General features: G+C 67.0%; 17 protein-coding genes. 2 read left to right on the top strand and 15 right to left on the bottom strand.

Annotated features, from left to right (window positions below):
- The first annotated feature begins 11 nt into the window (after window positions 1-11).
- A complete protein-coding gene (locus AC5RWO_RS05095) occupies window positions 12-449 on the top strand; it encodes a DUF1801 domain-containing protein (protein WP_498729861.1) in 438 nt (145 codons plus the stop codon).
- Window positions 450-529: 80 nt separating this feature from the next.
- Here AC5RWO_RS05095 and AC5RWO_RS05100 read toward each other — a convergent pair whose 3' ends face one another.
- The 14 genes from AC5RWO_RS05100 to AC5RWO_RS05165 form a co-directional block, all read right to left on the bottom strand.
- Window positions 530-838: a hypothetical protein gene (locus AC5RWO_RS05100; protein WP_498729862.1), complete on the bottom strand. Its 309-nt coding sequence runs from the start codon at window positions 836-838 to the stop codon at window positions 530-532.
- Window positions 839-901: 63 nt separating this feature from the next.
- Window positions 902-1,741: a PhzF family phenazine biosynthesis protein gene (locus AC5RWO_RS05105; RefSeq protein ID WP_498729865.1), complete on the bottom strand. Its 840-nt coding sequence runs from the start codon at window positions 1,739-1,741 to the stop codon at window positions 902-904.
- Between the two features lie 79 nt (window positions 1,742-1,820).
- Window positions 1,821-3,461: an alkaline phosphatase D family protein gene (locus AC5RWO_RS05110; protein WP_498729867.1), complete on the bottom strand. Its 1,641-nt coding sequence runs from the start codon at window positions 3,459-3,461 to the stop codon at window positions 1,821-1,823.
- Between the two features lie 185 nt (window positions 3,462-3,646).
- Window positions 3,647-4,096, bottom strand: a complete 450-nt coding sequence (gene rplI, locus AC5RWO_RS05115; protein WP_074700463.1) for a 50S ribosomal protein L9 — start codon at window positions 4,094-4,096, stop codon at window positions 3,647-3,649.
- A 25-nt stretch (window positions 4,097-4,121) separates the two neighbouring features.
- Complete coding sequence (gene rpsR, locus AC5RWO_RS05120; RefSeq protein WP_026543915.1) at window positions 4,122-4,361, bottom strand: 30S ribosomal protein S18; 240 nt, start codon at window positions 4,359-4,361, stop codon at window positions 4,122-4,124.
- A gap of 60 nt (window positions 4,362-4,421) precedes the next feature.
- Window positions 4,422-4,979, bottom strand: coding sequence for a single-stranded DNA-binding protein (locus tag AC5RWO_RS05125; protein ID WP_498729868.1), 558 nt, complete (start codon window positions 4,977-4,979; stop codon window positions 4,422-4,424).
- A 96-nt stretch (window positions 4,980-5,075) separates the two neighbouring features.
- Window positions 5,076-5,381: a 30S ribosomal protein S6 gene (gene rpsF / locus AC5RWO_RS05130; RefSeq protein ID WP_498729869.1), complete on the bottom strand. Its 306-nt coding sequence runs from the start codon at window positions 5,379-5,381 to the stop codon at window positions 5,076-5,078.
- 252 nt (window positions 5,382-5,633) lie between these two features.
- On the bottom strand, window positions 5,634-6,050 hold the full coding sequence (locus tag AC5RWO_RS05135; protein ID WP_498729870.1) for a hypothetical protein: 417 nt from the start codon (window positions 6,048-6,050) through the stop codon (window positions 5,634-5,636).
- A 99-nt stretch (window positions 6,051-6,149) separates the two neighbouring features.
- The gene (locus AC5RWO_RS05140; RefSeq protein ID WP_498729871.1) at window positions 6,150-6,893 is read right to left on the bottom strand and encodes a response regulator; all 744 of its coding nucleotides are present in this window, start codon (window positions 6,891-6,893) and stop codon (window positions 6,150-6,152) included.
- Complete coding sequence (locus tag AC5RWO_RS05145) at window positions 6,886-8,145, bottom strand: sensor histidine kinase (protein WP_498729873.1); 1,260 nt, start codon at window positions 8,143-8,145, stop codon at window positions 6,886-6,888. The genes AC5RWO_RS05140 and AC5RWO_RS05145 overlap by 8 nt, the downstream gene beginning before the upstream one ends.
- 22 nt (window positions 8,146-8,167) lie before the next feature.
- Window positions 8,168-9,013 carry an ABC transporter permease gene (locus AC5RWO_RS05150; RefSeq protein ID WP_498729874.1) on the bottom strand — a complete coding sequence of 282 codons (846 nt, stop codon included), beginning with the start codon at window positions 9,011-9,013 and terminating at the stop codon, window positions 8,168-8,170.
- 4 nt (window positions 9,014-9,017) lie between these two features.
- Window positions 9,018-10,031, bottom strand: coding sequence for an ABC transporter ATP-binding protein (locus tag AC5RWO_RS05155; protein WP_498729875.1), 1,014 nt, complete (start codon window positions 10,029-10,031; stop codon window positions 9,018-9,020).
- Between the two features lie 178 nt (window positions 10,032-10,209).
- Window positions 10,210-11,394: an MFS transporter gene (locus tag AC5RWO_RS05160; RefSeq protein ID WP_498729876.1), complete on the bottom strand. Its 1,185-nt coding sequence runs from the start codon at window positions 11,392-11,394 to the stop codon at window positions 10,210-10,212.
- Window positions 11,391-13,073, bottom strand: coding sequence for an ABC-F family ATP-binding cassette domain-containing protein (locus AC5RWO_RS05165; RefSeq protein WP_498635940.1), 1,683 nt, complete (start codon window positions 13,071-13,073; stop codon window positions 11,391-11,393). Before AC5RWO_RS05165 ends, AC5RWO_RS05160 begins: the two co-directional genes overlap by 4 nt.
- 495 nt (window positions 13,074-13,568) lie before the next feature.
- On the opposite strand from AC5RWO_RS05165, the gene AC5RWO_RS05170 reads away from it, so the two are divergent.
- Window positions 13,569-13,970 (top strand): DUF7793 family protein, encoded by a 402-nt coding sequence (locus AC5RWO_RS05170; RefSeq protein WP_498729878.1) that lies wholly within the window; start codon window positions 13,569-13,571, stop codon window positions 13,968-13,970.
- A 40-nt stretch (window positions 13,971-14,010) separates the two neighbouring features.
- On the opposite strand, the gene AC5RWO_RS05175 is transcribed toward AC5RWO_RS05170, so the two are convergent.
- Window positions 14,011-16,854 carry a helix-turn-helix transcriptional regulator gene (locus AC5RWO_RS05175; RefSeq protein ID WP_498729880.1) on the bottom strand — a complete coding sequence of 948 codons (2,844 nt, stop codon included), beginning with the start codon at window positions 16,852-16,854 and terminating at the stop codon, window positions 14,011-14,013.
- Window positions 16,855-16,904: the final 50 nt, after the last annotated feature.

The raw sequence follows: 16,904 nt of genomic DNA on the forward strand, positions 1-16,904 counted from the left end.
AGACTGCCTTCATGGCTGAAAACAAGACTGCCCCCACCGCTGCATCCGCCCAGGCCTTTGTGGACGCCGTGGAGCATCCCGTCCGGCGGGCAGACGGACAGGTGCTGCTGGACCTCTTCGAGCAACTGACGGGCCAGCCGCCGGTCATGTGGGGGCCGTCCATCATCGGCTTCGGCAGTTACCACTACGAATACGCCAGCGGTCGCGAAGGTGATGCTGCCGCCGTGGGTTTCTCCCCGCGCAAGGGCAACCTCGCGCTCTACGGACTCACCTATGCGCCCGAGTCGGCGCCGCTGCTGGAGAGGCTGGGCAAGCACAAGACCGGGGCGGCCTGCCTCTATGTCAACAAGCTGGCAGACGTGGACCTCGCGGTCCTCAGGGAGCTGATCTCCCTCGGCTACAAACACATGACGACGGCGGTCCACGAGTCGCTGCAGAGCCAGTCCTAGCCGGAGCGCAGGTCGCAGTCAAGGGCTGATAGGCAGTGCGAGGACTTGGCGGCGGCGCAGGGCTTTGCGGGGCGCAGGGGCTAACCGGCGAGCAGCCAGACCCACAGCCACACCGGCGGCACGGCACAGATAATCCCGAGGATCAGGCCGGTTGCGGCCTGCTGGCGGGCATGGGTACGCCGGGCCAATGCGGAAACCGCCAAGGCCACGCCGCCCAGCGCGAACATGAGCACAGGCAAGGCCACGAGCGGAGCCAGGATCAGTCCGGCCCCGCCGGTCGCCGCGGCGTAGATCAGGACCAGGACCAGCAGGAGCGCGGCGAGCCCCGACGAGACGAGCGCCCAGAGCGCGGTGCGGGAACGGTTCCGGGAAGTTTGCGCAGTAGCCACCCGTCTATTGTCCGGTGCCGGACCGCAGCAGGGCCAATCCGGCCCGGCCGCCGCGGGTCTTGCCTACAGCTCCACCGTGCCGCGGATGACGGTCTGCACGTCGCCACCGACCCACACATCACCGTCTTCTGCCCGGACGTACAGCCGCGCATCCCGGCCCAGCCTCGACCCCTGGCGGACGGTGTACCTCGCCGGAGCTACACCCTCGCCGATCAGCCACTGCGCCAAGGCGGCATTCAGGCTCCCGGTTGCCGGGTCTTCGGCGGGAACAGCCTCGAAGCCCATCAGCCCGCGGACCTCGAAACCGACTTCGCCGCCCTCCGGATAGGCCCCAATAAGTCCGACGCCGAAGGGCGCGAGAGCGGCGTAGTCCGGCTCCACCTCGAGCACTGTCCGGGCATCGGTGAGCTGGAGCGCCTGCCAGTGGGGGCCGTTGTCCGCCCACTGATGGCGGACGACGGCGGAGCGCTCCAGCCCCAGCGCGGCACAGATCCGCTCAACATTTTCCTCCGGCAGTTCACCCGTACGCACCCGTGGCGGGGCAGCGAAGGCCAGCCGACCGCCGTCGTTCTTGAGGTTGATCAGCCCGGCTTCGCATTCCTGGATCAAGCTGGTGTCGCTCTGCGGACTGCCGCCGTCCTGCAGCCAGGCGGCGGCGCTGCCCAGGGTCGGATGCCCGGCGAAGGGCAGCTCTTCGCTCGGCGTGAAGATCCGCACCCGGTAGTCGGCCCCGGGCTGCGTCGGCGGCAGCAGGAAGGTGGTCTCGGAGAGGTTGGTCCAGTTCGCGAAGCGCTGCATCTGCTCCGTGGAGAGGTCCTCCGCGCCGCCGACCACGGCCAGCGGATTGCCGGTTCCGGGACCGGTGGTGAAGACATCAACCTGGGAAAACGCGTGGGTACTCACGTCCGTAGCCTACTCGGTGCGGCGGATGGTCGGCCCTGCGCGCAGGTCAGTGTTCGGACCGCTCAGCCTTTTGGGCCGCTCAGCGCTCGGGCAGCAGGGTCTTGCTCCACAGGACGCTACCCCGGGCGTTGCGCAGGCTGACCGTGAAGGCGTCGTCGCCGTCGAGCTCCACATGTCCGAAGAACTGGGCCTCTCCCGTGCGCGGTGACTGGTTGGTGTAGCCGGCCTGCGAAAACACGACCTCCGGGCCGAAGGTCAGGTCCATCTCGTTGGGCCCGAAGCCGCCGGCGTTGATGGGTCCCGCGACAAACTCCCAGAACGGGTCGAAGTCCTTGAATGCGGCCCGTTCCGGCGCGTAGTGGTGGGCCGCGCAGTAGTGGACATCCGCGGTTACCCAGACGACGTTCTTGATGCGGTTGTCCTTGAAGGCCTTGAGCAGCCTGGCCAGTTCCAGTTCGCGGCCGAGCGGGGCGCCGTCGTTGTTGTTGGCAATGCTCTCCTGTGCCTTGCCGTCCGGAACGATGATGCCCAGCGGCAGGTCGGCCGAGATGACTTTCCACGTGGCCTTGGACTTTTTCACCTCGTGGATCAGCCACTGCAGCTGCTCTTCGCCGAGGATGCTGGTGGCTTTTTGTTCCAGTCCGGGGGTGTTTTCGCCCTTGTAGGTGCGCATATCCAGGGCGAAAATGTCCAGCTGCGGTCCTCGCTCGATCTTGCGGTAGATCCGCGCCGGTTCGAAGCCTGTGGTGCCCTTCCTCGTGGCGCGGCTGTCGGTGATCGGCATGTACTCCTGCCAGGCCTGCCTGCCGCGGGCGGCAAGCGTATCGATGTCGCGTACGGTGTAGCGCGGGTCGTCGATGACCTCGCCGTGCCACCAGTTGTTGTGCGTCTCGTGGTCATCCCACTGCGCGATTACCGGCACCTCGGCGTACATGGCGCGCAGGTTCGCGTCCATCATATTGTAGCGGTGGCGCCCGCGGTATTCGTTCAGGGTTTCGGCAACCTTGGAGACCTCTTCGGTGATCAGGTTCTTCCAGATCCGGCCGTCCGGCTCCGTGACCTCGGCCGAGATGGGGCCGTCGGCGTAAATGGTATCGCCGCAGTGGATAAAGAAGTCGGGGCGGGTCTCGTGCATGGCCCGGTACCCGAGCATGCCGCCGATCTCTTCATTGATGCCCCACCCCTGGCCGGCCGTGTCACCGGTCCAGACGAAGCTCTGGCCACGTTGGTGCTGGGGGCCGAGGGCCTGCCCGCGGCCGAACGAGCCCGGGCCGTCCGGCGTGGAGAAGGAACCGTGGACAACCTCGCCAGGCACACCGCGTTCATCCTCGAACCGCAGCGACAACCGGAACCGGCTGCCGGAGGGCAGGTTGCGTGCGTCGATCTTCGCCGTGAAGTCCGACTCCTCGGTGGCCCAGCCGCTGCGCAGCACCCGCTCGAAGGCACCCTTGCCGCGCAGGACGCGGCCGTCGTCGTCGGTGGTCCGCAGGGTGGCGATCAGGCGGCCGGGGCCGGAGGCGCGGGACCAGAGGACGGCGGACCTGCTGGTGACATCGCCGGTGGCGATGCCGCTGGGCAGCGTCAGCCGTTTGCGCACCAGCGGAACGCCGCCGGCCGAAGCACGGGAAACGGCCGACGCCGGCGCGGCACCTGCGGCGGCGACGGTTCCGGCTGCGGCGAAGGCACCAAGGACAAGGGAACGGCGGGAAATCTCGGGCATGGCCCTACTGTGGCCGAACGGCCTGACGCACTGGTGGCCTGGGTGTGAACGTACGGTAAGCGCCAGGCGACGGGAACGTGGGCCGGTGCGCCCGGACATGGCAAAGGACCCCCACCCGCGAGGGCAGAGGTCCTTCAGCAAAATGTCCGGTATCACCGCATGCGGATCAACCAATCATCGGGCTATTAGCCTGCAACGACCTGGAGGTCGATGACAGCGGCTACGTCCTCGTGCAGACGGACGTTGGCCTGGTACTTGCCAACCGACTTGATGTGCTCAGGCAGTTCAACCTTGCGCTTGTCGATGGCGCCCAGACCTGCAGCCTCAACAGCTGCTGCAACGTCGGCGGGCTTGACGGTACCGAACAGGCGTCCGGACTCGCCGGCCTTGACGGTCAGCTTGACCGGCTTGGCGGACAGGGACTGGGCCTGAGCCTGAGCATCTTCCAGAGAAGCGTGCTCGCGGGCCGCGCGGGCAGCCTTGATGGACTCAACCTGCTTCTCGCCGCCCTTGGACCAGGCCAGAGCGAAGCCGCGGGGCAGAAGGTAGTTACGGGCGTAACCGTTCTTTACCTCGACGACGTCACCTGCGGTACCGAGACCGGTTACTTCGTGGGTCAAAATGAGCTTTGCCATGTTTGTACTCTCCTCTTCGCTTCGCTTAGCCGCGGCCAGCGCCGGAGTAAGGCAGCAGAGCAACTTCGCGGGCGTTCTTGATTGCCAGTGCGATCTTGCGCTGCTCCTGCACGGTTACACCAGTAACGCGGCGGGCGCGGATCTTTCCGCGGTCGGAGATGAACTTGCGCAGCAATGCTACGTCCTTGTAGTCGATGACGGTGACGTCAGCGGCCTTCAAGGGGTTGGACTTTGGTTTGGGCTTACGGAGTTCAGCCTTAGCCATCGTGGAGCTCCTTTATCTAGTGGAGCCCGCAGAACGTTTCTGCGGGATGGGGTGTTTTGTTTAGAAGGGCGGTTCGTTGGAGTCAGGACCGTTGCCCCAGCTGCCGGCGTTGCCGCCGCCTGCCGGCGCGCCCCAGGGGTCATCCTGAGGTGCGGACTGCGGAGCGGATTGCGGTGCTCCCCAGCCCTGGTTCTGGTTTCCGCCGAAGCCACCGCTGTTGCCGCCGCCGAAGCCGCCCTGGCCACCGCCGGAGCGCTGGGTGCGGGTGACCTTTGCGGATGCATAACGCAGCGAGGGGCCGATTTCGTCGACCTCAAGCTCCATCACGGTGCGCTTTTCGCCTTCTTTAGTCTCATAGGAACGCGACTTCAGTCGCCCCTGAACGAGCACGCGGGTGCCCTTGGTCAGGGTCTCGGCGACGTTCTCTGCAGCCTCACGCCATACCGACGCGCGGAGGAACAGGGTTTCCCCGTCCTTCCATTCGTTGGACTGGCGGTCAAAGGTCCGCGGCGTGGAAGCAACGGTGAAGTTTGCTACTGCCGAGCCTGACGGAGTGAACCGGAGTTCCGGATCGTTGGTGAGGTTACCAACGACGGTGATTACGGTTTCGCCTGCCATACTGCCTCCTGATGTCCTGATCCGCGGATTGTTAATGCCCGCGGTTCTGCGTTCTGAAGAGTGGAGCCGGTGGGGCTCCGAAGATCAAAGCTGAAATTACTCAGCGGAGATCTTCTGCTCCTCCGGGCGGATGATCTTGGTGCGCAGGATGGTCTCGTTCAGACCAAGCTGACGGTCAAGCTCAGCTGCGGTTGCGGGGGTAGCGGTGAAGTTAACCACTGCGTAGATGCCTTCGGACTTCTTCTTGATCTCGTAGGCAAGACGGCGGCGTCCCCAGATGTCGACCTTGTCGACGGTGCCACCGTCGGTGCGGATGACGTTGAGGAACTTTTCGAGCTGAGGCTCAACGGTACGCTCTTCGACCTCGGGGTCGATGATTACCATCAGTTCATAAGCACGCATTGTGAACCCACCTCCTTCGGGCTAGACGGTCACGGTATTTCCGTAACAGGAGGTTCTATTGCGTTGTCCGGCCGCAGAACCACTGCAGACTCTTTCGGGTGTTTTGGTTATTCTCACAGAAAAAAGCCGGTGGCAGTGCCAGCACAGACTCATCAAGCTTACCGGACAGGTGGGCCGGGGAGTTAATCCGCGGATTGGCGCGGGTTCTGGCCCGGCTTCAGTACGGCCGTCTTGTCCTCCACAGCCCGGCGTTTAGCGGCCGGGCAGGCCAGAAACGTCGACTACTTCGCAGCGTTGGACCCACCACTTCTCGCAGCCGACCGTGACGACGGCGGTGCCGGCGTCGCCATAGCCTGTGTCGAAGTCCGTGGTGACCTCCACGACGGAGAGCTGGTCCAGCTTCTCGATCCGGGCGGCCTGCTTGATCTCGTAACTGCTCAGCAGCTGGCTGTTCAGATAAGCGGTGGCGCTGATCTTCGACTGTTCGGTGGCGGAGTTCAGGTAGGCCAGGTGGTTCATCACCACCACGGCGAGCACCGCGACGACGGCGAGGGCCACGAACGTGAAACCCAGGGCGGCCGCAAGGTTGCGTCCCACCGAGCGCGTCTTGCCCGCTGCGGATTCACCGTCTTCCTCGTGGACCCGCTCATCCAGCTCTTCCAGATTCATGTCCCCCAACACCTTCCCTAGAAGGCCACCTTATCCCGGCGCGGACGGAAAGCGGATGGGAAAAGGTTGGGAAACATCGGGCGCAGGGCCGCGCCCCGGTCAGTAATCCAGTCCCTGGCTCGGGACCACCAGGCCTGTCTCGTATGCGTAGACCACGGCCTGCACCCGGTCACGCAGGTGCAGCTTGCTCAATATCCGCCGGACATGCGTCTTCACCGTGGCCTCGGAGAGGAAGAACTTGTGCGCGATCTCGGCGTTCGACAGCCCCTCGGCGATCGCGGACAACACCTCGAGCTCCCGCGGTGTGAGGTCATCGAGCAGTGGGTCCCGCTGCGGCGCCACGGCGGGGCTGGCGTCGGCCGGCAGCGCCCGGACGTAGGTTTCCAGCAGCCGCTGCGTCACGCGCGGCGCCACCACGGCGTCCCCGCTGGCCACCAGCCGCACGGCATGGACCAGCTCGTCCGGCGCCACATCCTTGAGCAGGAACGCACTCGCCCCGGCCTGCAGCCCGGCAAAGGCGTACTCGTCCAGATCGAACGTCGTCAGGATGATGATCCGGGCGCACAGGCCGGCCGCGGTGATCTGCCGGGTGGCCTCGATGCCGTCCAGCACGGGCATGCGCACATCCATCAGCACCACGTCCGGCTCCAGCTTCCGGACCAGCTCCAGAGCTTCGGCACCGTTGGACGCCTCGCCCGCGATCTCGACGTCGTCCTCGCCTTCGAGGATCAGGCGGAATCCCATGCGCAGCAGCGGCTGGTCATCGACCAGCAGCACCCTGATGGGTCCGAACGGTGCCGGCGGCTCCGCTGCTTCAGTTGGTTCCGCGCATTCCTCAGCCATGTGCAGGCTCCTCCCCCGGCCAGTACAACGTTGCTTCAACCATCCAACCACCATTGGGACGCGGACCGCAGTCCACCGTGCCGTGGTAAATCGCCGCGCGTTCGCGCATGCCGGTGATGCCCTGCCCGGCACCCAGGGACTTCACCGACGCCGGGGCGTGCCCGTCGTCGGTCACCCGGATGTTCACCACCGAGCCGGCCCGGGTGATGTCCACCTTGACCTCGCTCAGGCCGCGGGCATAGCGCAGCACGTTGGTCAGCGATTCCTGCACAATCCGGAACACGGTCAGCTTGAAGTTCCGGTCCTCGGGCAGCACCGGCCCGCTGGTGACCACCCGCAGCGGCAGGCCGGCGGCCCGGAAGCCTTCGATCAGTTCCATCAGCTCGCTCCCGGCCGGCTCCAGCGGCGCGGCGGGCTGGGCGTCGTCGCGCAGCACGCCGAGCACGCGGCGCATGTCGGCGAGCGCGGTGCGGCCGGTGACGGAGAGCTGGTCGAGCACGTCCGCGGCCCGCCCCGGATCCTTCTTAACAACGACGGCGGCGCCATCCGAGAGCGCGATCATCACCGACAACGAGTGGGCCACCACGTCGTGCATTTCGCGCGCAATCCGGGTGCGTTCGTTGGCCGAGGCCAGCAGGGCGTTGTCGGCGGCCCAGCGGCGCAGCTCCTCTTCGTGCTGCCGGTCGCGCCGCACGGTGATCCCGATACCGGCGGCAATGACGTTGAACAACAGAATGACGACGCCGGAGATCAGCCCGATGTAGGGCGGCAGTTCCCCGGAGGCGATGCTTTCGGCGATTTCGGCCGGCATTTTGAAGGCCATGGCGACCAGCAGCGGGGCCCCGGCGAGGACGGCCGCCACCAGCGCGTGCAGCGCCCGGACCGTGGTGGCTACGGTGTAAATGGCCAGCCACATCCCGATGGAGCTGCTGCCGGTACTGGTTAACAGCACGGTCAGCACGTCCCCGACGACTATGGCCGCCAGGACCAGCCAGGGGAAATGCCGGCGGAACACCAGCGCCGTGGAAGCCCCCGCCAGCAGGATCAGCGGCAGCCATTCGCCGATGCCGATGCTGTAGATCGCGTTGCCCAGGCCGAACAGGAAGTTGGCCACCACCAGCAGCCAGTCCATCGCCACCGGGTGGGCATGGAAATAGCGGCGGAAAGGTCCCCGCCGCTTGGAAGATATCTCAGCGAAGGAGACGGCGGCCGTTCGCTCCGCCGCCTCCCTCGCTGAAGTCTGTGTGCTCATGCTGGTGAGCTTATCCCCGGGCCTAGACGTCCCGGGACTTGGTGGTCACCGCGGCAGCGGCGAGCAGCACCGCGGTCCACGCTGCCATCACCAGACCGCCCTGCAGCTGGGTCAAGTCGCCGTCGGCAATTTCCAGCGCCAGCAGCTGGCGGCCGGCGTTGGAGGGGAGGTACGGAACCACGCCGTCCTGGATCCAGTCGAACTGGAGGATGCTCGCCACTATCGGTAACACCAGCAGCAGGGCCACCAGCGTGACGATCCCGCCGGCGCTGTTGCGCAGCAGCGACCCCAAGGCCAGGCCCATCAGGGCCACCAGCGCCAGGTAGACACCGGAGAGCAGCAGCGACTGCACGAAGTTCTCCACGTCCAGCCCGTAGTCCAGTCCGTAGCTGGCCAGGATGGGCTGGCTGAGGAAGTACGTCGCGAAGCTGGAGACAATACCGACGACGGCGGCTACCGCGGCAACGACGACGGCCTTGGCCACCAGCGGGGACAGGCGCCCCGGTACGGCGGTCATGGTGGAGCGGATCATGCCGGTGGAGTATTCGGAGGCGATCAGCAGTACGCCCAGGGCGCCGATGATCAGCTGACCGAAGTCGATGCCGCCGGTGGCCATCATGTAGAGCATGGACTCGTCCATGCCCATGGCGGCCGGGTCCTGCCCGCTTTCGCGGATGGACTCCATGCCGGAGCCCATGCCCCAGGCGCCGAGCAGGCCGATGCCGATCATCACCACGACCGTGGTGGCCAGCAGGATCCAGGTGGAGCGCAGCGTGGTGAACTTGATCCACTCCGAGTGCAGGGACCGGACGAAACTCACGCCGCTGCCGGTGGCGTGGGCCGGCTTGTTCATGGTTGCAGTGCTCATGGCCTTACTTTCCTTCCCGGCTGGTGCCCGCGGGGGCCAGTTCGGCCGGCGGTGCCGGCTGTCCCGGCAGTGCCGTCTGTCCTGGCAGTGCTTGCTGAGGGGTTTGGGTGTCGATGTTCTGCGAGTGGTATTCCACTTCGTCCTTGGTCAGGTCCATGTAGACCTCTTCCAGCGAGGCCTGCAGCGGGGTGAGTTCGTAAACCAGCACCTGCTGTTCCAACGCGGCCCGGGCGATGTCGCGGGGGTCAACGCCGGTGATCTCCAGCAGCGCCGTGTCGCGGGTGTCCACACTGACGCCGGGAGCTGCGAGCGCGCGGATCAGGGCCTCCGGGTTGTCCGTACGGACGCGCGAACGCACCTGGTTCTGGCTGTTCAGGAAGTCCTGCATGCTGGCATCGGCAATGATCTTGCCGCGGCCGATGACCAGCAGGTGGTCCGCGGTCTGCGCCATTTCGCTCATCAGGTGCGAGGAGAGGAACACGGTGCGGCCTTCGGCGGCGAGCGAGCGGACCAGGTTGCGGACCCAGAGCACGCCTTCGGGGTCGAGTCCGTTGACGGGCTCGTCCAAAATGATGGTCTGCGGATCACCCAGCAGCGCGGCGGCTATCCCCAGCCGCTGGCCCATGCCGAGCGAGAAGCCGCCCACGCGCTTCTTTGCGACGGCGCCGAGGCCGGTCAGGTCGATGACCTCCTGCACCCGCTTCGTCGGGATCCCGTGCGTGGCGGCCATGGCACGCAGGTGGTTGTAGGCACTGCGGGAGCTGTGGACCGCCTTGGCGTCCAGGAGCGCGCCGACTTCGCGCAGCGGCGCCTTGTGCGCGGCATAGTGCCTGCCGTTCACCTTGACGTCGCCGTTGGTGGGCCGGTCCAGCCCCATGATCATGCGCATGGTGGTGGACTTGCCGGCGCCGTTCGGGCCGAGGAAGCCGGTGACTTTGCCCGGCTGCACGGTGAAGGAGATGCCCTGCACGGCGGGCTTCTTGCCGTACACCTTGACCAGGCCGTGTGCCTCGATCATGTCTGCCGTCCTTAAAGTTTGGGGTTGCGGGCGGAGAAGATTCCCGCACCAACTACGCTACGGGCCGGGGACGTCAGCGTAACCGCACTGCAGGATGATCTTGGCGCCGTCGGCGTAGTCCTTGAGGACTACAGGGCCGTCCGCGGGAGGCCGGCCAACGGGCAGGGCAGTACCCGCCTTACCGCCGGACGGGCTCTTGTTCGCGGGCGGCGGGGGCGGTCAGCAGTGAGGCGACCATGAGCACGGCCACCGCGAGCAGGGCGTTGCGGATGCCCACATGCTCGCCCAGGAAGCCGAGGAACGGCGGTCCGGCTAGGAACGCCACATAGCCCAGGGTGGAGACCACCGAAACGCGTTCGGCGGCGAAGGCCCGGTCATCGGCCGCCGCGGACATGCCCATGGGGAAGCCCAGCGCGGCGCCCGCGCCCCAAAGGACCGCGCCGAAGACGGCAAGCGGCACGTCGGGCGCGAGGACGAACACCAGCAGGCCCACCAGCGCCGTCGTCATGCTCGCCCGCAGCACCAGGACGCGGCCCCAGCGGTCGATGAACCGTCCGCCGACCAGCCGCAGCAGCGTCATCGAAGCCACGAAGATGCCGAACAGCACGGCACCGATGGCCTCCGATGCGCCGAGCCCCACCACGGTGGCTTGGGCGATCCAGTCGTTGGCGGCGCCCTCGGTCAGTGCAGCCCCGAGCACCAGCACACCGATCAGCACGGTGCGCGGTTCGCGCCAGGCGGCAAACTTGCCGCGGCGGGGTGCGCCGTCGTCGTCGTTAGGTTGTTCCGGCGCGTGCGGCAGGAAGTATTTGGGCACGGTGAGGACGGCAACGGCCACGAGCACGGCCATGAACAGCAGATGCACCGCGAGCTCAATCTGGAGGACGGAGAGCGCCGCCCCGATCATTGCGCCGATGAAGGCGCCCAGGCTGAAGGCGGCATGGAACTGCGGCATGATAGTGCGCAGCAGGCGGCGCTCGACGTCCGCGCCCTCGATGTTTTGGGCCACATCCCACCAGGCGACGCCGACGCCGTAGACAAACAAGGCCGCTGCGGCCCCGGGCACGGAGCCCGCGAAAAGCGCGATGGCCAGCCCGACGGCGGCGAGCGCCGCCACGGTGCCGCCCGCGCGCACGGTGTTGGCCGTGCCGATGCGCGCCGAAATCGGACCGGCCAGGGGCAGCGAGACCACCGAGCCCAGCCCGAGTGCCAGTAGCAGGGCTCCGATCTGCCCGGCGGAAATCTGCAGCGCGGAGGCGGCTGCGGGAATCCGGGCCGCCCAGCTGGCAAAGACCAGTCCGTTCAGCCCAAAGATGATGAAGGTGGCGTACTTGGCGCCGGCAACGGAACCGGGCTGCCTCATCGCTGGCGAACCACGCGCTCTTCGTCCCAGACCGGCGCGTCACTTTCGTAGACTTTGCCGTCGGAACCGAAGACCAGGAAGCGGTCGAAGCTGCGGGCGAACCAGCGATCGTGAGTGACCGCGAGGACCGTGCCCTCGAACGCGTCGATGGCGCGCTCCAGCGCCTCGGCCGAGTGCAGGTCCAGGTTGTCGGTGGGCTCGTCGAGCAGCAGCAGGGTGGCGCCGGAGAGTTCCAGCAGCAGGATCTGCAGCCGGGCCTGCTGGCCGCCGGAGAGCGAGTCATACTTTTGCTCCGCCTGCTGCGCCAGCCCGTAACGGTCCAGCACGGCGGCCGCCGCTTCCCGGCCCAGGCCGGAGCGGTGCTCGTCGCCGCGGTGCAGGATGTCCACCAGCGTGCGGCCGAGCAGATCGGGGCGGACGTGGGTCTGCGCGAAGAAACCCGGGCGGATCCGCGCGCCGAGCTTGACCGTGCCGGTGTGCGGAACCTCGGCAATCTCGACCTCGGAGACCGGGAGGTGCTCCTTCTCCGGGTCGGTGCCGCCGCTGGCCAGCAGCCGCAGGAAGTGCGACTTGCCCGAGCCGTTGGAGCCGAGCACGCCCACGCGGTCGCCGAACCAGATCTCGGTGCTGAAGGGCTTCATCAGGCCGGTCAGCTCCAGCTTGCTGGCGACGATGGCGCGCTTGGCCGTGCGGCCGCCCTTGAGCCGCATGTGCACGTTCTGCTCGATGGGCACGGCCTCCGGCGGGCCGGCCTCGAGAAACTTCGCCAGCCGGGTCTGCGCCGCGTGATAGCGGTTGGCCATGTCGGAGCGGAAGGCAGCCTTGTTCTTGTACATGTTGACGAGTTCCTTGAGCTTCACGTGCTCCTCGTCCCAGCGCTTGCGCAGCTCCTCGAAGCGCGCGTTGCGGTCCGCGCGCGCCTGAAGGTAGCTTTCGAAACCGCCGCCGTGCACCCAGGCGGTGGCGCCGAGGGCACCCGGTTCCAGCGTGACGATCCGGTTGGCGGCGTTGGCCAGCAGCTCCCGGTCGTGGCTGACGAAGAGCACGGACTTTTTGGAGTCGTTCAGCTTGCCTTCCAGCCAGCGCTTGCCCGGGACGTCCAGGTAGTTGTCCGGCTCGTCGAGCAGCAGCAGTTCGTCCGGGCCGGAGAACAGTGCTTCGAGGACCAGGCGCTTCTGCTCGCCGCCGGAGAGGGTGGACGCTGCGCGGTGCTGGGCGCGGTCAAAGGGAATCCCGAGCGCGGCCATGGTGACTTCGTCCCAGACGGTTTCCAGCTCGTAGCCGCCGGCGTCGCCCCAGTCCGCGATCGCCTGGGCGTAGCGCATCTGGGTGGGCTCGTCGTCGTGCTCCATCATGGCCAGTTCCGCCGAATCCACCGCCTTGGCGGCGGCCGCGAGGGCAGGGGGCGCGGCGCTCACCAGCAGGTCCCGCACCGTGGTGTCGTCCCGGACCTGGCCGACGAACTGGCGCATGATCCCCATGTTGCCGGAGCGGGCGACGGCGCCCTCGTCCGGGGTCAGGTCGCCGGCGATAATGCGCAGCAGGGTGGTCTTGCCGGTGCCGTTCGGCCCGATGAGAGCGGTTTTGGCGCCGTCGCCGACCTTGAAGCCGACGCCGTTGAGCAGCTGGCGTCCGTCGGAGAGGAAGAAATCAATATTGGTCACGTCAAGATGGGCCACCGTTACAGTGTGTCACTTCCGGCGGGCGAGGTAGACATTGCCGGGTTCGGCCGAAGGGACCCGCGGCCCGCGGCGGCAACGGCCCCGGACAGACGAAATGGCTCAAAGTCAGGCCTCCCCAAGAGCCAACTCACTTCGAGCCATTTCGTATCTGCAGCCGCGAATATCCGGTGCTATGCACCACAGCCGGGTCTCCCCAGCCGCCCCCAACGACTAAGCTGCTGCCGGATCCGGTCCGGTTTCCCGTTCCGCTTCCAACACAATCAATTCTGCTCGGCCATAGAGCGTTTGACCAGCGCTAACCACCCCAGTTAGGAAAAGCTAGGGTGGCTGTGGTTCGGCGCCGTCCCGCGATCTGCCGGAAACGCCGCGCCCGGAAGCGCCACGGCTGCCGGTAGCAGCAGGTATGCCCGTACCCTGCGCGGCAGTTTATCGTTACATTTAAGACCGCCGCTTCGCTCAGCCCAGCGAGCGCCACCCATCCCAGGAGGAGCCATGGAACCGATCGCCATTGAAGGAGCCAAAGCCACCCTGGAGCTCACCGGGGACGGGATCCTGAACCTGCGGTGGACGGAAGGGGTGCGGATCGAAGCCGAGGACGCCCACGCCGCGATGCGGGAGGTCAACAACCTCTCCGGCACCGATGAGCATCCCATGCTGGTCGACATGGCGACCACGCAGTCCGTGAGCCGGGGTGCCCGCGCGGTCTTCTCGATTCCCTGCGCCGCGAACCGGATAGCGCTGCTGGGCAAATCCGCCGTGGACCGGGTCATCGCGAACTTTTTCCTCGGCGTGCACACCCCGCCGTGCCCCACGCGGTTCTTCAACTCGCGGTCCGAAGCCATGGCGTGGCTCAAGCACGGACAGGACGCGAATCACGACGGCGACGCCAGCTGAATCCGCTGCTCCACCGGCTGAACGTGCGCCCCCTCCGCGCTTAATCGCGGGCGTCAACGAGGCCGGCGAGCGCTTTGCGCGAGGAGATGCCCAGCTTGGAAAAGGACCGGGACAGATGCCACTCCACGGCCTTGATGGTGATGAAGAGTTCCGCGGCGATCTGCCGGTTGGTCATGCCCTTTGCCGCCAGCGAGCAGACCCGGTTCTCCGCGGCCGTCAACCGGTCCGCCTTGTTCTCCGCGACCAGCGGCAGCCGCGCATCATGGGCGGCCAGCAGCTCGGTCATGCGCCGCGCCACGGAGGCCGCACCTATCCGGTTGCCCAGCACCAATGCCTTGCGGCCCGCTGCCAAGGCCTCCTGCCGGTGCACTGACAGCGTGTCCGCGTCCTCCCCCGCGAGGCAGATCTCGGCCAGATCCGCCAAGGCGAGGGCCTGGTCGTAGCGCCCCTCGTTCGCTTCCAGCAGGCCGATGGCCTCGCGGAGCATCAGCACGGCGGTTTCCGGTGGCTGCGCGAGCGCCGCTACCCGCAGCGTCATGCCGGTAAGCCGGGGTGCGCCGAAGGCACGGACCTTGTCCAACGCCTCTTCGGCCACCGCTGCCGCGTACTCCTTCTGGCCCAGGCGCACCGCGCTTTCCACCGCGCTCCTGGTCCAGGCACTTAAGGTAGGCCCGAGCCCCACGGCCAGATCCATCGCCGCCGTGAAGTGTTCCAGCGCGGACTTGTGGTCTCCATGCGCGGCCAGCACCGTCCCGTGCAGCTGCAGCGCCATCGCCTGGACCAGCGGAACCCGTTTTTCCTCCAGCGGGACCTTGGCCAGCAGGGCATCCGCCGCCTCCAGATCATCGCGCGCGACGTAAACACTGGCGAGCACAAACGTGGCCACCTCGATGTACGTACGCCAGCCCGCATCCGCCGCGCGCATACTGGCCTCCAGGTCAACCTGCGCCAACCGCAGCCGGCCCCGGTTCAGATGGATGGCCCCGCGGCAGTAGGCCAGGGTGGCGTGTGCCATCAGCGATGACTTGGCCCGCGCTTCGGCAATGGCCGCGTCCAGCAGCTCCAGGGCTTCCGCGTCCCGTTCGGCACCGTTGAGGGCACCGGTCAAGAAGTTGATGATGCTGGACTCGGCCCCGTTTTCTTCCAGGATGAGGCCGCCGGCGTAGCTCCGGACCGCCAGCTTCCCGCTGAGCGCGGCGTCCGTGCCGCTGATGGTCAGGCGCAGCGCCTCTTGTGCCAGCAGCAACCGGTCCCCCGGACCGTCCTCGGACGGGTCCTGGTTGAGGATTCCGGCGAGCTCCGTCGAATATTGCGCGGCGATCTGCAGTTGCTGGAAGCCGGCACCCGACGCCAGCGCAATCACCCGCCGTCGTAAATCGCCATGGTCACCCGGATCGTTTTCCAATTCCTTCAGCGCCTTGCCGAAGCAGTCCGAGGCTCGTTCCACCTCGTTCATGTCGTAGAGCACTTCCGCGTGGCCGACCAGCAGCTCCACCCGGCGGACCGTTCCTTCGGTCAGTTCCAACGCGTCCTCGGCGAGCCGCACCGCGGTTTGCGAATCGCCTGCGCCCTGATGCGCGTAGGTGGCCTCGATCAGCAGCTCCTGCCGCAGGCGGTCCGGGAGGGTGGACTCCTGCAGGGCCCGGTCGGCCAGCTGGGCGGCGAGAGCGTAGGCGCCCAGGCGTCTTGCCTGCGCCGCAGCGGCCAGCAGGATCCGGGCGCCGTCCTCGTCACCGTCCGGCAACGTCTCCAGCAGATAGTTGGCAATCAGGGCAGGCTGTGCGCCTTCGGCCATCAGGACGCCGGCCGCACTGCGGTGCAGGGATGAAACCTCTTCCTCGCCCAGATCCGCCAGCAAGGCCTCCGCCACGAGTGCATGCTGGATGGCAGGCCGCGGCTTCACCGAGGCCAGAAACCGTTCTTCCTCCAGCCTGGCCAGCGACTCATTCAACTCCGCCGTCCGCAGGTCCAGCATGGCCTTCAGCCGCGCCGCGCTGGCGTCCATGCCAAGAACAACGACGGCGCCAAGCACCTTCCGGTCAAGCGCCCCGAGCCGGTGCAACCGGCCGCGCAGCACGGCTGCCTCATTGGGCGAGGCTTCGGCAGGCCTGGCCAGCGGCTGGTCCCGCTCCAGCAGTTCGTGAATGAAGAACGGCACTCCGCCGCTGGCGGCCTGGACGCGGGCCGCGTTGACCTGCACGTTGCTTTCCTGCCGCTCCAGAATCCAGTTCTCGATGGCCTTCTGGCTCAGCGGCTCCAGCTGCCAGTGCAGAGGGACACTGGAGGGAACGTAAGGATCGCGGTCCGAAATCCGGTCCCCTTCCAGCAACGCGCTTGTGTCGATGCCTTCGGGATGTTCGGCGCCAGCTCCGGTCCGGACACCGCGCAGCAGGAGCACGGGGACGTCGATCAGCAGGCTGCCAATATCCAGTAGGGCGCCGAGGGAGAGCTCGTCGAGCCACTGGGCATCATCGACCACGGCGATCACGGGCTGGTCCTGGCTCCGCGAGCGCAGCACCCACGAGGCCGAATAGCTCAGGGCGTCGCTCTGGGCCGGAACGCCGGTGGTGGTCAGGAATTTGTGCAGCAGCGCGCCCTGGCCATCAAAGGGCGGCGCGTCCACGGGCAGCCGCTGGGCCAGCGGAGCAAACCACTGCCACAGCATGGCACCGGGCAGGTGCCGCCGCGCATCCCCGCGGGCGCGGAGGACCTTCCAGTCACGGGCCTGGGCATCGCGGCAGATTTCGTCCAGCAGCGAGGTCTTGCCGATACCCGCCGGTCCGCTGACCGTCAGCTCCGTGTTGCGTCCGGACGCGACGGTGTCCGCGAGGGTCCGCCACTGAGCAAGTTCGCGGTCCCGACCGAATAACCGTGTCTTCCCCATCTTTCGATCCTACGGCCGCACTAGGACATTTACGACGGGCGCGACCGAAA

The organism is Arthrobacter sp. B055-34 (assembly GCF_059090425.1).

Excerpts from the sequence above, each read along its gene's own strand:
- rpsR (WP_026543915.1), bottom strand. The coding sequence starts at position 4,361 with ATGGCTAAGGCTGAACTCCGTAAGCCCAAACCAAAGTCCAACCCCTTG.
- AC5RWO_RS05175 (WP_498729880.1), bottom strand. The coding sequence starts at position 16,854 with ATGGGGAAGACACGGTTATTCGGTCGGGACCGCGAACTTGCTCAGTGG.
- AC5RWO_RS05140 (WP_498729871.1), bottom strand. The coding sequence starts at position 6,893 with ATGGCTGAGGAATGCGCGGAACCAACTGAAGCAGCGGAGCCGCCGGCA.
- AC5RWO_RS05160 (WP_498729876.1), bottom strand. The coding sequence starts at position 11,394 with ATGAGGCAGCCCGGTTCCGTTGCCGGCGCCAAGTACGCCACCTTCATC.
- AC5RWO_RS05150 (WP_498729874.1), bottom strand. The coding sequence starts at position 9,013 with ATGAGCACTGCAACCATGAACAAGCCGGCCCACGCCACCGGCAGCGGC.
- AC5RWO_RS05155 (WP_498729875.1), bottom strand. The coding sequence starts at position 10,031 with ATGATCGAGGCACACGGCCTGGTCAAGGTGTACGGCAAGAAGCCCGCC.
- AC5RWO_RS05135 (WP_498729870.1), bottom strand. The coding sequence starts at position 6,050 with ATGAATCTGGAAGAGCTGGATGAGCGGGTCCACGAGGAAGACGGTGAA.
- AC5RWO_RS05110 (WP_498729867.1), bottom strand. The coding sequence starts at position 3,461 with ATGCCCGAGATTTCCCGCCGTTCCCTTGTCCTTGGTGCCTTCGCCGCA.
- AC5RWO_RS05125 (WP_498729868.1), bottom strand. The coding sequence starts at position 4,979 with ATGGCAGGCGAAACCGTAATCACCGTCGTTGGTAACCTCACCAACGAT.
- AC5RWO_RS05170 (WP_498729878.1), top strand. The coding sequence starts at position 13,569 with ATGGAACCGATCGCCATTGAAGGAGCCAAAGCCACCCTGGAGCTCACC.
- rpsF (WP_498729869.1), bottom strand. The coding sequence starts at position 5,381 with ATGCGTGCTTATGAACTGATGGTAATCATCGACCCCGAGGTCGAAGAG.
- AC5RWO_RS05145 (WP_498729873.1), bottom strand. The coding sequence starts at position 8,145 with ATGAGCACACAGACTTCAGCGAGGGAGGCGGCGGAGCGAACGGCCGCC.
- rplI (WP_074700463.1), bottom strand. The coding sequence starts at position 4,096 with ATGGCAAAGCTCATTTTGACCCACGAAGTAACCGGTCTCGGTACCGCA.
- AC5RWO_RS05095 (WP_498729861.1), top strand. The coding sequence starts at position 12 with ATGGCTGAAAACAAGACTGCCCCCACCGCTGCATCCGCCCAGGCCTTT.